The sequence below is a fragment of the Actinomycetes bacterium genome, from assembly GCA_024222295.1.
GTDB lineage: Bacteria > Actinomycetota > Acidimicrobiia > Acidimicrobiales > Microtrichaceae > JAAEPF01.
The window spans coordinates 364673-378007 of sequence record JAAEPF010000002.1 but is presented as its reverse complement, the minus strand read 5'-3'; the positions used below and the strand labels follow the sequence as shown (position 1 = coordinate 378007).

General features: G+C 68.2%; 13 protein-coding genes. 5 read left to right on the top strand and 8 right to left on the bottom strand.

Translation table 11 applies throughout. From position 1 onward, the window contains the following. Positions 1–21: 21 nt before the first annotated feature. Positions 22–912, top strand: a complete 891-nt coding sequence (locus GY812_01750) for a metal-dependent hydrolase (protein ID MCP4434210.1) — start codon at positions 22–24, stop codon at positions 910–912. A gap of 223 nt (positions 913–1135) precedes the next feature. Here GY812_01750 and GY812_01745 read toward each other — a convergent pair whose 3' ends face one another. From GY812_01745 to GY812_01730, 4 genes are all read right to left on the bottom strand, one after another. Beyond that, complete coding sequence (locus GY812_01745; GenBank protein ID MCP4434209.1) at positions 1136–2302, bottom strand: CoA transferase; 1167 nt, start codon at positions 2300–2302, stop codon at positions 1136–1138. A 101-nt stretch (positions 2303–2403) separates the two neighbouring features. Next, a complete protein-coding gene (locus tag GY812_01740) occupies positions 2404–3285 on the bottom strand; it encodes an alpha/beta hydrolase (GenBank protein ID MCP4434208.1) in 882 nt (293 codons plus the stop codon). Between the two features lie 52 nt (positions 3286–3337). Then, complete coding sequence (locus tag GY812_01735; protein MCP4434207.1) at positions 3338–4441, bottom strand: N-acetylglucosamine-6-phosphate deacetylase; 1104 nt, start codon at positions 4439–4441, stop codon at positions 3338–3340. After that, positions 4438–5532 (bottom strand): Gfo/Idh/MocA family oxidoreductase, encoded by a 1095-nt coding sequence (locus GY812_01730; GenBank protein ID MCP4434206.1) that lies wholly within the window; start codon positions 5530–5532, stop codon positions 4438–4440. The genes GY812_01735 and GY812_01730 overlap by 4 nt, the downstream gene beginning before the upstream one ends. A 77-nt stretch (positions 5533–5609) precedes the next feature. On the opposite strand from GY812_01730, the gene GY812_01725 reads away from it, so the two are divergent. The 3 genes from GY812_01725 to GY812_01715 are packed head-to-tail and all read left to right on the top strand — an operon-like array spanning position 5610 to position 8552. Continuing rightward, a complete protein-coding gene (locus tag GY812_01725) occupies positions 5610–6509 on the top strand; it encodes an LLM class flavin-dependent oxidoreductase (protein MCP4434205.1) in 900 nt (299 codons plus the stop codon). Positions 6510–6513: 4 nt separating this feature from the next. Next, the gene (locus GY812_01720) at positions 6514–7452 is read left to right on the top strand and encodes a hypothetical protein (GenBank protein ID MCP4434204.1); all 939 of its coding nucleotides are present in this window, start codon (positions 6514–6516) and stop codon (positions 7450–7452) included. Then, positions 7449–8552, top strand: coding sequence for a galactokinase (locus GY812_01715; protein MCP4434203.1), 1104 nt, complete (start codon positions 7449–7451; stop codon positions 8550–8552). Before GY812_01720 ends, GY812_01715 begins: the two co-directional genes overlap by 4 nt. A gap of 21 nt (positions 8553–8573) precedes the next feature. Here GY812_01715 and GY812_01710 read toward each other — a convergent pair whose 3' ends face one another. Then, positions 8574–9209: a PH domain-containing protein gene (locus GY812_01710; protein ID MCP4434202.1), complete on the bottom strand. Its 636-nt coding sequence runs from the start codon at positions 9207–9209 to the stop codon at positions 8574–8576. Positions 9210–9270: 61 nt separating this feature from the next. Continuing rightward, positions 9271–9639, bottom strand: coding sequence for a metallopeptidase family protein (locus GY812_01705; GenBank protein MCP4434201.1), 369 nt, complete (start codon positions 9637–9639; stop codon positions 9271–9273). Positions 9640–9703: 64 nt separating this feature from the next. Here GY812_01705 and GY812_01700 point away from each other — a divergent pair, with 64 nt between their 5' ends. Continuing rightward, on the top strand, positions 9704–11758 hold the full coding sequence (locus GY812_01700; GenBank protein MCP4434200.1) for an ATP-dependent DNA helicase UvrD2: 2055 nt from the start codon (positions 9704–9706) through the stop codon (positions 11756–11758). A 14-nt stretch (positions 11759–11772) separates the two neighbouring features. Here the strand turns inward: GY812_01700 and GY812_01695 are convergent, their stop codons facing one another. Together GY812_01695 and xth are read right to left on the bottom strand one after the other, a co-directional pair. Further along, on the bottom strand, positions 11773–12510 hold the full coding sequence (locus GY812_01695) for a PaaI family thioesterase (protein ID MCP4434199.1): 738 nt from the start codon (positions 12508–12510) through the stop codon (positions 11773–11775). Positions 12511–12520: 10 nt separating this feature from the next. Next, positions 12521–13294, bottom strand: a complete 774-nt coding sequence (gene xth, locus GY812_01690; protein MCP4434198.1) for an exodeoxyribonuclease III — start codon at positions 13292–13294, stop codon at positions 12521–12523. Positions 13295–13335: the final 41 nt, after the last annotated feature.

Genomic DNA, 13335 nt, shown 5'->3' with positions numbered 1-13335 from the left:
TCTCGTAGAAGAATACCCGACATGATCAAGGAGAGCCGCAAGGCCGCAGCTGCACCCACACCACCGAGGTCCGTTCCCACCAGAAGAATCGATTTCGGCTTCGGCGACGTGGACCTGCCCCGGCACTTCATGAACGACGACCTCGTCTCGAGCCACCTAGTCGCCGTGCTCAGCTGCCTGTTCCCGGAGGGCGAGGACTTCTTCGTGCAGTCGGTACGCAACTACCGCGACCAGATAACCGACCCCGAACTCCGCGAGCAGGTCAAGGGCTTCATAGGCCAGGAGGCCATTCACGGCCGCGAGCATCGGCAATTCAACGACACCCTCGCCGAGCTCGGGTACCCGGTCTGGTATCTCGACGGCCGCGTGCGCATAGGCCTCGGGCTCCTGGCGAGGATCGCACCGAAGGCACACCAGCTCGCCCTCACCGCCGCACTCGAGCACTACACGGCCACCCTTGCCGAGATCCTGCTCACCACCGACTTCCTCGAAGAGGAATGCGACATCGCCGAGGTGCGCCAACTGTTCTACTGGCACGCCCTGGAGGAGGCCGAGCACAAGTCGGTCGCGTACGACGTATACATGTCGGCCTGTGGCAACGAGCGCATCCGGGTCAACGTGATGCGCGTGACACAGGTGATGTTCAACTTCGCAGTACTCACCGGGCTCGTGGCCTCGCTGCTTGGCGACCCCGCAACCCGCCGGCGGGGCCGGCTGCGCAAGAGCCTGGCGAAGGTGAGCAAGAACCCGATCCTGAGCAAGGAGATGCGCAGGCGGATCAGCAGCTACAAGCGGCACGGGTTCCACCCCGACGACCGCGACACCTCGGAGTTGCTCGAGTGTTGGACCGAGAGGCTGTTCGGCGAGAAGGGCCAGCTAAGCGACAGACTGAAGGGCCCCTCGGCCGCGTGACCCCCTGGTGACTCCTGGCGTGCTCGTCCGCTGAGCGCCACCTGTCCCCTTCCGCGCCCGGCCGGCGCCGAGGTTCCGGAACATTTGCGCGAAAACGTCGCCGGAATCCTCAATCCAGCTCGAAAAGAGCCGAAACGAGGAATCAGAGAGTTCCCCCAACCCAGACGTGCCCGCCTTCCCCCCGGCGGGCACGTCCGCGTCCGGGGGAGCAACAGAGCCGCTGCTAGCCGGCGACCGCGCCAGACTCCCGCAGCTTCGCGAGGTCATCGGCGCCCAGGTCGAGCCATTCGCCCAGGACTTCGTCCGTGTGCTGGCCCGGGTGTGCCGGGGGACGCTGGATCTCGCCGGGGGTACGGCTGAACCTGGGAGCCGGAGCCGGCTGGGTTATGCCGGCATTCTCCACGAACGTTCCGCGTTCCACGTTGTGGGGATGTGCCGCCGCCTCGTGCATGGTGAGCACGGGAGCGAAGCACACATCGGTGCCCTCCATGATTGCGCACCACTCGTCGCGGGTCTTGGAGGCGAAGATCTCGGCGAGCTCGTCTTTCAGACCGGCCCAGTTGGCGCGGTCCATCTGCGCCGGAAGCTCCTTGCCCTTCGCTGCGAGGTGGGCCTCGAGGTCGGTGAGTCGCAGCAGTTCGGCGTAGAACTGTGGCTCGATCGAACCAATCGACACGAACCTCGCGTCAGAGGTCTCATAGGTGTCATAGAAGTGGGTTCCGGTGTCGAGCATGTTGGTACCGCGCTCCTCGCCCCAGATACCCATTGCGTTGAACGCCCAGATCATGGTCATCAGCACGGCCGACCCGTCGACCATCGCCGTGTCCACGACCTGTCCCTCACCTGACCGGGCGGACTCGAGCAGGGCGCACACCACGCCGAAGGCCTGCAGCAGGCCACCGCCGCCGAAGTCGCCCACCAGGTTGATAGGCGGCGTGGGCTTCTCGCCCTCGCGGCCGAGGTGGCCGAGCACGCCCCCCAGCGCGATGTAGTTGATGTCGTGGCCGGCGGTGTGCGCGTAGGGGCCCTCCTGACCCCACCCGGTCATGCGCCCGTAGACGAGCTTCGGGTTGCGCTGCAGGCAGGCGTCGGGGCCGAAGCCCAAGCGCTCGGTGACTCCGGGGCGGAAGCCTTCGATGAGTGCGTCGGCCCGCTCAACCATGTCGAGCAGGACTGCGAGGCCCTCTGGCGACTTGAGGTCGAGCGCAATGCTGCGACGTCCGCGGTTGAGCACATCGGCCGGCGGTGACGCCGGATCGGCGCCCGTCGCCTGCGATGCGCGGTCGACACGGATCACATCCGCGCCCATGTCCGCCAGCATCATGGCCGTGAACGGCCCCGGACCGATTCCGGCGACCTCGATTACCTTGATTCCCTGCAACGGACCCATGTCATTCCCCTTCGTCGGGCTCGGTGTTCGTTTCCTGCCCCCAGCGCGGTCAAGCCCGATGGACTCGAAGCGAGCGGCTCGTGGCTGCGATCGGTCCCCGGTCAGGCCCGGGAGGTCACCGACCTGATCGCCTCGATTGCGTGTGACCAGTAGGCCGGCGGAAGGTCGTGGCCCATGCCGTCCATGAGACGGAACTCCGAGCCCGGCACCAGCTCGGCGGTGCGCTCGCCCCCGGAGACGTTGACCAGCGGATCGCAGTCGCCGTGCAGCACCATCGTGGGCACCTCCAGCTTCGTCAGGCCCTCGGCGCGGTGCCCCGAAGCCAGGATCGACAGCATCTGTCGAGCCGTGCCATCGGGGTCATACGCACGGTCCACCTGTTCGGCCGACTTCTGCCTCGTGCGGTCCTCGTCCCACTCCGTTGGTGTGCCGATCAGCTTCTGGAGCCTCACACCCGACTCGATTCGCTCCTCACGGGTCTCCGACGGGGCCATGATCGACGCGAGTCCGGCAAGGCATTCGGGTTCGGGCAGGCCGTACTCGACCTCCCCGGTGGTGGACATCACCGAGGTGAGCGATCTCACCCGCTCGGGGTGCTCGATCGCCATCGTCTGCACGATCATCCCGCCCATGGACGAACCCGCGATGTGAGCGCTCTCGATGCCAAGGCCCGAGAGCAGGGCCATGCCGTCGGCGGCCATGTCGCTGAGCGTGTAGGGAGCATCGACCTCGCCGCCTGCGACGGCGGATGCAAAGGCCTCCATGACGTCGCCGACTTCGTGATCGACATGAGTGGACAGCCCCACATCACGGTTGTCGTAGCGGATCACGTTCAGGCCGAGCTCGGCTATGCCTTTGCAGTACTCGGGCTCGTACCCGATCGCCTGTGCCCCCAGTCCGCTGACCAGCAGCATCGCCGGGTCGTCGGGGTCCCCGAACTGCTCGAACCAGATGTCGATTCCGTTGGCCTGCATCATCGGCATCCGGGCAGTGTTGACGGCCTTGACCGCCCGGTCAAGCGAACCTCCCCTGTGGCTAGAGCCTCACGCCGTTGCGCCAGGTGGCCAACACCTCGTGGTCGTCGGCCAACACGGTCACGTGTGCGGGGTCTCCCGGCCTCACGGCCCACTGTCCGAGGCCGAGCGCCTGTGCCTGTGGCGCCGACATCGCGTGCACCGCATCCGCGAAGTCCACCCCGGCCCGCTCGAGCTCGCGGAGCATCCTCGTCGGTGTCGCGACCGACCCGGCCAGGGTGCCATCGGCCAGCCTGGCGGCGCCCTCGGCGACCTCGACATGGAAGCCCCCGCCGTTCCAGTGTTCGAGGTCGGTACCGGCTGGCGCGATTGCATCGGTGGTCACCGCCACGCGGCGCGGGGCGACGGCGAACGTGAGAGCAACCACCTCCGGCGCCACGTGTACGCCGTCGGCGACGAGGCCCACGGTCACACCGGGGGTGTCGAGCGCCCAGCCGGCGGGACCAGGGTCGCGGGGCGCGAACCGGCGGTGCCCGTTCCAGCAGTGTGTGATGGCCGTTGCCCCGCACCGTTGTGCGAACCGGGCTGCGGCTGCGTCCGCATCGCTGTGACCGATGCTGACCGTCACGCCGCGCTCGACCAGCGCGGCGATCACATCGGCTGACCCGTCCAGCTCGGGCGCAAGAGTCACCATCGCGACGGGGCCCGCATCCAGCAGCGACCGCATGAGGCCCGGGTCCGCAGCGACGAAGGTCGAGGGATCGTGCGCTCCGGCAAACGCCCTGGACAGGAACGGCCCCTCGAGGTGGGCGGCCGTGAGCCCACACGTCGGGTCCGCGGCCAGAATGCCCCCCAGCTCGGCGAGGGACCGGCGGTACCCGGCCAGATCGGTGGACAGGAACGTGGGTGCTGCGAACACGATCCCTGCGCGCGCCAGAGCGGATGCCGCCTCGCCCATGGCGCCTGCGTCGGCACCGGTGAAATGGACACCGCCGAAGCCATTGACCTGCCAGTCCACGAATCCGGGGACCGCCACTCCACGCGCGCCGTCTCCTGGCGGGTGACCGACCTGCTCGACCACGCCGTCGGCGATCGAAACGTCACCGGGGACCATCGCGCCGTCCACGAGTGCCGCGGCCACACCGAGGCGCTGTGATCTGCTCAACCTCCCTCTCCCGTCGCCGTGCCACCCGCCGGCACATCCACCGGCGCACCACCGGCCGCGGCCGAGCGGTACATGGCATCGACCACCTGATGCGCCCTCAGGGCATCCGCCGCGTCGGGCCGCAAGCGGGCGGGTTTCCGCCCCTCCAGGTGTTGGCCAACCGCGTGCAGAAATGCCGTTTCGGTCGACTCGGTCGGGACATCGCGGTGATCCAGCCAGTCGACGATTTCGTCGCCCTCGAGGTGCAGCGTCTCATCGTCGGACTGCATCAGCACGGGACCGAACACGTCGCCTTCGAGGGTCACCAGGCGGTTCGCGCAGAACACTTCGATGCGGCGCAGGCTCGAACGGGCGTCGATGTCGTGCCAGACCGAAGCGAGCGAGAAGGTGGCGCCGCTCTGGTAGCGCCCCATGGCTGTGACGTTGTCCTCGATCCCGTCGATCCCGTGGAAATGACCGACATGCGCACCGACCGCGTCGATCGGCCCGACCAGGAACTCGAGCAGGTCGGCGTCGTGGATCGAGTGCTCGAGCAGTGCCCCCGACCCTGCGAGAGTCGCGTCGACGCGCCACCTCGACTCGTAGAGCCCGTCCACCGGCAGGTACTGGTCATCGCGGAACACCACGTTCATCACCGCACCTGCGGCCGGATCGCGCACCAACTCCTGCACTGCGAGCATCGCGGGGCTGCTTCGCAGGACGAGTCCAACGGCATGAGCCGGAGTCGATTCCAGCGCCAAGGCAACCGCCTCAGCATCTGCCAGCGAAGTGCCGAGAGGCTTCTCGCAGAACACAGGCAGCCCGCGATCGGCCGCGGCAACGACCAGCTCGCGGTGTGCGGCGGTCCAGGTGCAGACGAACACGGCATCGCTGGCATCGAGCACCTCTTCGACCGAACCGCAGACCTCCGGGGAACCAAGCGCGGGCATCTGCGAGGCGACCTCGCGTGCGAACCGGGCCGCCCGTTCACCATCGGGGTCGTGGCAGGCGACCGCCGAGCAGTCATGCCCTGCCACGGCCAACTGCATCGCGTGGTATCGGGCGATGAACCCACAACCCAGGAATCCCAGGGCGGTTGGACGCTCGGTCATGGCCACAAGCTACAGAGCACCCGCCTTCGTTGTGCCTGGCGCCGATCGCGGCTGCGCCCTTCTGCCAGACTCCATCCATGGCCGTCGCATTCGGAGTTCACACGGGGCCCGCCAGCACATCGGTCGCCGAACTCGAGTCCCTGTGGGCCCGCATCGAGGAACTGCCCTTCGAGTGGATTTCGATCTGGGACCACTTCCATGCGGCCGACGGTCGCAGCACCAGCTGCTTCGAAGCGGTGGCGGTACACATGGCCCTGGCCATGCGAACCACGCGCGTGCGCTGCGGCTCACTCGTGTACTGCGCCGCCTTCCGGCACCCCTCGATCCTGGCCAACGCCGTGGCGGCCATCGACCAGTTCTCCGGCGGCAGGTGCGAGGTCGGGCTCGGCGCAGGATGGGACGAGCCGGAGTTCGCCGCCAACGGGATCCAATTTCGCAGCGCGGGCGAGCGGCTCGACCACCTCGACGAGTACGCCCGGGTGCTCAAGCTGCTGCTCGGCGGACGACCGGTCGATTTCGGGGGCCGCTGGTTCCACCTGGACTCAGCGATCTGTGACCCTCCCCCGGTGCAGTCGCCGTTGCCCCTGTGGATCGGTGGCGGCGGCGAGAAGCGCACACTGCGGATCGTCGCGGCGCACGCCGACGGCTGGAACGTGCCGTTCATTTCCCCCGAGCAGTACGCCCACAAGAACGAGGTGCTCGACACACACTGCGCGGACCTGGGGCGCGACCCGTCGTCGGTGCGGCGCTCGGTCAACGTGGGCGTGGCACCTGACCGCGAGTCGCTGGAGCGACAGTTCGGCGAAATCGCCGACTTCGTGTCGCCCGGTGTGCTCATGGGCTCCACTGCGGAGATGGTCGAGGGCATCGGCAGGTTCGTCGACGCAGGCGCCCAGCAGATCAACGTGGCGTTGCGCGCCCCCTATGAGGTCGCGGCGCTCGAGTCGATAGCCGAGGCCATCGAGCAGGTCGGCTGAGGCAATGGGCGACGATGCTTCCGGGCGCCGCATGATCGACCAACGGACCGACCCCCTGAGTGGTGCCGAGGCCGTGATCGTGCCTTCGCGGCAGAGTCGGCCCAACCTGCCGTCGCAGGGATGCCCGTTCTGTCCGGGTGGCCTGGAGGCCCCCGAGGGCCACTACGACGTGAAGTGGTTTGCCAACCGCTGGCCGGCGATGCCCGACGAGCGCTGTGAGATGGTGCTCTACACCCCTGAGCACGACCTCGCGTTCTGGCAGATGGGCCATGACGGCGCCCGCAAGGTGGTCGACCTCTGGGCCGAGCGCACGGCGGTGCTCGGAGCGCGTGACGACGTTGACTACGTACTGGTCTTCGAGAACCGCGGGCGCGAGGTTGGCGCCACGATCGACCATCCCCACGGACAGATCTACGCCTACCCCGCGGTGCCCCCACAACCGCTCGGCGAGCTGGTCGAGGGAGTGCTCGAAGTACCCCCCGGCGACCACGAGCGCTCCGTCGCCTGCCATGGCGACTGGGTGGCGTGGGTGCCCGAGGCCGCCATGTGGCCGTTCGAGCTGCTGCTCGCCACGTCGGGGGGCCACGGCGCCCTGCCCGATGACGGCATGGACCGCGACGGCCTGGCCGGGCTGCTGATCGACGTGCTGTCGCGCCTCGACCAGCTCGTCGACGGCGAGATGCCCTACATGATGTGGATCCACCAGCGACCCACGACCGATGAGCCGTTCGCCGAGCAGCCGGCGCACATCCACATCGCGCCGCACCTGCGTGCACCGGGTACCCCCCGGTTCATGGCAGCGGCCGAGCTCGGCGGCAGGGTCTACTTCAACCCGGTCGACCCGATCGACGCGGCCGCCCGGTTGCGATCACAGCCGGGCCCACCACAACCGCCGGACCCCGGCCCGACCGGTTCCATTGGTGCTGGATCACCTGAGCCGTGATCCAGCACCAACAAAGCCAGGCCGCCGACGGTTCAGGCGATGGACCGGCGCGTGTTCGTGCCCGGGCGTCGGGGCGCGTCAACCTGATCGGCGACCACACCGACTACATGGGCGGCCTCGTACTGCCCATGGCCATCGACCTGGCGACCACCGTCGAGGCCACCGTCGGGGGTGACAGGCTGATCCTCGATTCCACAGCGGAGGACGACCGGGCCGACATCGCCCTGCCCGTCACAGAAGTTGCCACCCCGAGCGGATGGGGCCGCTACCCCGCCGCCGTGGCAGCCGAGCTGGGAGCAACCGTGGGGCTGACGGGCACCGTGGACTCCACGGTGCCCTATGGCGCCGGCTTGTCCTCCAGCGCAGCGCTGGAGGTGGCAACGGCGCTCGCGTTGATGGCCGCCGAGACGCTCCGATCCGGACTGCCTTCACCCTTTTCCGACCCGGTCGAGCTGGCACTGCTCTGCCAGCGCGCCGAGCACCGCGCCGTCGGCCTTCCGAGCGGAATCATGGACCAGCTCTCGATCTGTGCGGGTCGAGCCGGCTTCGCGACGCTCATCGACTGCGCCACCCTCGAGCTGAACCACGTTGCGGTGCCCGAGGAAGCCTCCATCTGGGTGCTGCACTCGGGTCAGAGCCGTCAGTTGGAGACGAGCGGCTACGCGCAACGCCGCGCCGATGCCGAAGCGGCGACCGCCGTCGTCGGCCCACTCCCCGTGGCCGACATCCAGTCCATCGAACGCCTCGATGACCCGGTGGGGAAGCGCCGGGCGCGCCACGTTCGAACAGAGTGCGACCGGGTGCGGCGCTTCGCTGATGCGTTGGCTGCGGGCGACCTCGCACGCGCCGGCGTCGAGATGATCGCCAGCCATGAGTCACTTCGGGACGACTACGAGGTGTCCACCGCGCAGCTCGACGCCCTCGTCGGACAACTCGTGGCGACCCCCGGAGTGCACGGGGCCCGCTTGACGGGTGCCGGGTTCGGAGGATGCGTGGTCGCCCTCGCGGACCGCGACGTGCGCCTGGAGGGCTGGAGCGTCAGACCCAGCGACGGAACCGAGGTCACCGTTGTCGGTGAGGCGGGAACGCATCCTGGCTGAGAACCGCCCGCCGGGCGTCGCTCAGGCCTGCTCGCCGCCCAGCAGCCGGGCCTTCTGGGCCTCGAACTCCGAATCGGTCAGGTGGCCTTGCTCGTGCAGCGACACGAGCTTGGACAGCTCGTCCGCAGTCGAGGCCGGGGCTGTGGTGTTGATCCGGTCGAACTTGCGATTCTCGTTGTCCTCCATCTCCTGGTAGAGGACGTTCTGCACGTACACGGGATCGCGGACGTCCTCGAAGGTCTGGCGGCCCATCTCGCCGGCGGACTCGATTACAAGGCTGCCGGCCGAGACGAGTCGGTCGAGGAAGCCCTGTTCGAAGAAGATCGTGTTGATGCGTTCCAGGGGGATCTCGATACCCCGCTTGGCGATGATACCCGAGCGGTAGATGCAGCGGTCGGTGGTGACTACGAAGTTGGTCGAGTACCAGGCGATCCAACGCTGGGCGAAGTAGCCGAGGCTGGCGAGGATCAACAGGCCGCCCGCGATCTTCAGTACGGTGCTGAGTGCGTCGTTGTCGACGTTGCGCGTCAGCAGGAAGATGCCCAACACGGTTGACACGACGACCGCCAGGACGGCCTTGGCCAGCATGATGAAGTGCGGGTGCAGGTCGAGGACGATCTTCTCGTCGCGGTGCAGATGGCTCTCGTTGATTCCCACCTGCGCAGCGTATCCGGGTGCCTGTGCAACCCGCTGTCAACAGAGAGCCGCCGCGGCCGGCCTACGCCCAGCCGAGCTCGTCGAGGGCGTCGTCGTCGATGCCGAAATGGTGTGCAACCTCGTGCACGACCGTGATCCGCACCTGCTCCACCACCTCGGCCTCGTCGGCGGAGATCTGCGAGATCGGATCGCGGTAGAGCGTGATCGTGTCGGGCAGCTCCATCATTCCGTAGTCGTCCCGCTCGGTCAGGGGCACCCCCTCGTACAACCCGAGCAGGTCCTCGGTCGGGTGATGCTCGTCGATGACCACGGCCACGTTGTCGATCCGGGCAGCCAGAGAGTCCGGCAGTTCATCCAGCGCCGAGATCACGAGTTGCTCGAAACGGTCCATCGGCACGTGCTGCACCGGGCCCACGATAGGGCCGGCCATGGCGGACTCGGTCAGGCCGGCCCGCCACCGGGACGTGTCGCACCGCACTGGTAGCTTGCTGATCGTGAGCAGTACCGACAACTGGCGCGCATCCGACGACGTGCCCGATGCACTGGATGAGCGTGAAGCGCAGCAGACCGCCTCGCTGCTGAAGAGTCTCAACGAGGCTCAACGCAGCGCGGTCACCAGCGATGCCACGACCCTGCGGATCCTCGCGGGAGCAGGGTCGGGCAAGACCCGGGTGCTCACCCACCGCATAGCGCACCGCGCCATCACCGGCGATGCCGACCCGGCACGGGTGCTCGCTGTCACCTTCACCCGCAAGGCCGCCTCCGAGCTGCGCGATCGGCTCGCCCGGCTGGGCCTGCGCGAGGGCGTGCAGGCCGGCACGTTCCACGCCGTGGCATGGGCGCAGCTGCGCCAGCGTTGGGAGGAGCGCGGCGTGCGACCGCCCGACCTGCTCGACCGCAAGGTCGGATTCGTGGCCAGGCTCTGCCCCGGGCGCGACCGCACGCTCCCCCTCGACATGGTGTCGGAGATCGAATGGGCCTCCGCCAGGCTCGTCGACCCGGAGGCCTACCCCACGGCTGCGGCGCGCGCCCACCGGCGCCCTCCGATCGACCTCGACGCGGTCGCCGGGATCTACCAGAGCTACGTCGACGCCAAGAAGAAGAAGCGCATGGTCGACTTCGACGACCTGCTCCGTCTGGCAGCGCGCGACCTCGAGGCCGATCCGGTTCATGCCGCGGCGCGGCGGTGGCGCTTCCGGCACATCTACGTCGATGAGTTCCAGGACGTTAACCCGCTGCAGCACCGCTTGCTCGACTCATGGCTCGGCCCGGAATCATCTCTTTGCGTCGTGGGCGACCCAAACCAGGCGATCTACGCGTGGAACGGTGCCGATGCGTCCTACCTGGTCGACTTCGAGCGGTTCCATCCGGGGTCCGAGACCGTCGCCCTGGCAGACAACTACCGCTCCACTCCGGAGATCCTCGCCGCCGCCAACGGTGTGCTGGCCGCCGGCCCATCGCGGTTGATGCGGCTCCGCCCGAACCGGGCAGAGGGCCCGCGTCCCACGATCCGGTCGTGGGACGACGAGACCGCCGAGGCGCGCGGAATCGTCCGCGCCTGCCGCGACAAGCACCGGCCGGGTGATCCTTGGCGCCACCAGGCCGTTCTGGTCCGCACCAACGCGCAGGCTGCGGTGCTCGCCGAGACGTTCGGCGCCGCCGGGATTCCCCACCGGGTACGTGGCGCCGGCGCCTTGCTCGACCAGCCCGAGGTCAAAGAAGCGATGAACACGCTGCGCTCCGCGCCTTCGGTCGACGACTTCGTGGCCGACCTCGAGCGGACCGTGGCCACCGGCGCGGATGACGACGGCACCAACCTCACCGAGGAACGACTGGCCAACCTGGCCGAGCTGGTACGCCTCGGCCGGGAGTTCCTCGCCCTCGAGCCAACCGGCACACCGGCCGGGTTCACCGCCTGGTTGCGCAGCACCTTGCGCGACACCGACATCTCGTCCGACGCGGTCGAGATAGTCACCTTCCACGCGGCCAAGGGGCTCGAATGGCCGATCGTGCACATTGCCGGGCTCGAGAAGGGTTACGTGCCGATCCACCATGCCGAAGACGACCCGGAGAGCGTCGAAGAGGAGCGCCGGCTGCTCTACGTGGCACTCACACGGGCGCGCGACGAGCTGCTGTGCAACCACGCGGCACGCCGGGCGTTCGGCAGCCGCTCACTGCGGCGCTCGCCCTCGCCCTGGCTCGACGACATGCGGCGCGGGCTCGGCGAAGCTCCCCGGAGGGAACCGGGCCGACCGTCGCGCCGCAACAAGGCCACCAAGGCGGCCCTTCGCGAGCGCGCCGTTCCGCGCGACGAGGACAGGCCACTGTTCGAGTCCCTGCGCGCCTGGCGCAAGTCTCAGGCCAGCGCCGCCGGGGTGCCTGCGTTCGTCGTATTCAACGATGAGACCCTTCGTGCCGTGGCGGCCAAACGGCCCTCCAGCAACGCGGAGTTGCTCGATCTGCCGGGCATAGGGGCGGTCAAGGTCGAGCGGTTCGGCCCCGACCTGTTGCGCCTCGTCGCGGAGTCGCAGACCGCGGGGGCCGGCTGACCTCGCCCGCCGGCTCAGCCGTCGCGGGCTTGCAGCATCTCTTCGAACGTGCCGGGCCTGAACGCGAGAAACAGCGCCATTGCCTCCGCACACAGCCGGTCGCCGGCGTGCAGTGTGGCCCGCGCCCAGATCTTGCGCCCTTCGGTACCGTCCAGCCAACCGCGCAGTCTGAGGTCCTCACCCAGTGGGGTGGGGCTGCGGTAGTCGATCTCGAGGTGGGCCGTCATGCCCTGGATGCCCGACAACGACTGGGTGGCACCCAGCAACTCGTCGAAGATCGCTGCCACGTAGCCGCCGTGCACACAACCTGGCGGCCCTTCGTAGGCCGGGCCGAAGTTGACCGACGCGCGCAGCATGGTCGAGTCGGCCGGATCGTGGTCCATGATCATGGGCGGAGACAGCGGGTTGGACAGCCCGATGAGCGGACTGTGGTCAAAGAAGCCGAACCGCTCGGGGTCGTCTTCGTCGCGCATCTGCGCCATGGCCCGCATCGCGGCACCTGCGTTGGCAGCCTCGCTGAAGCCCTCGTAGGTATGCCCGACCGGCAATTGCGAAAGCGACTCGGCGATCGCCTCCAGCTGGGTGGCCGCGTCGGCGAGTTCGTCAGGCTCGGCCGTGGTGGAGACGAGTCTGGTCGTGATCGCGCGCATGGCGGCGGCCAGCCGGCGCAACTCGACGCGTTCGGGGGTCGCTGCCAGCCCGGCGATTCCGTCGACGCGGACGCTGCGGGGGTTCTCTTCGTGGTCTTGCATGGCGCTCACCTCAGGTCTCGAACAGGCCCATCACCGGTGCGTGATCCGATGGCTTCTGGCCCTTTCGGGCATTGCGGTCGATCAGGTCGGCCCGGCTCGTGGATGCGAGGGCCTCACTGCAGAGCAGGTAGTCGATGCGCATTCCGCGCTTCTTGTGGAAGTCGCCGTTGCGGTAGTCCCAATAGCTGAAGATGCCGGGCTCCGCGAACCGGTCCCGGAGTGTGTCCACCAGTCCCCACTGCTTCACATTCGCCAACGCATCACGCTCTGGCGCACTCACGTGGGTGTGGCCCTCGAAGGCATCAATGCTCCACACGTCGTCGTCGGCCGGGGCGATGTTCCAGTCGCCGAGCACCACGAGACGCTCGTCGGGCGAATGGTGGCGGTCGAGGTGGTCGCGCAGTCGGCCCAACCAGTCGAGCTTGTAGCGGTAGTGGTCGTGATCGAGCTCTCGACCGTTGGGCACGTACACCGAGCACACACGAACGCCCCCGCACGTCGCCCAGAGCGCCCGCGCATCGGGATCCGGTTCGCGGTCATCATCAAAGCCCGCGACCACATCCTCGATGCCCACCTTCGACAGCACTGCCACGCCGTTCCACCGTCCCTCGCCGTTGTGCACCGACTCGTAGCCCAGAGCCGCGAAGTCGATCGCGGGGAACTTGTCATCGGCCAGCTTGGTCTCCTGCAGGCACAGCACATCGGGTTCGACCGCCTCCAGCCATTCGGTAACCCGCGGCATCCGTGCGTTGAGCGAGTTGACGTTCCAGGTGGCAATCAGCACCGCGCGGACAATAGCGGCAGTCGCAGCTGGTGATTCCCGCA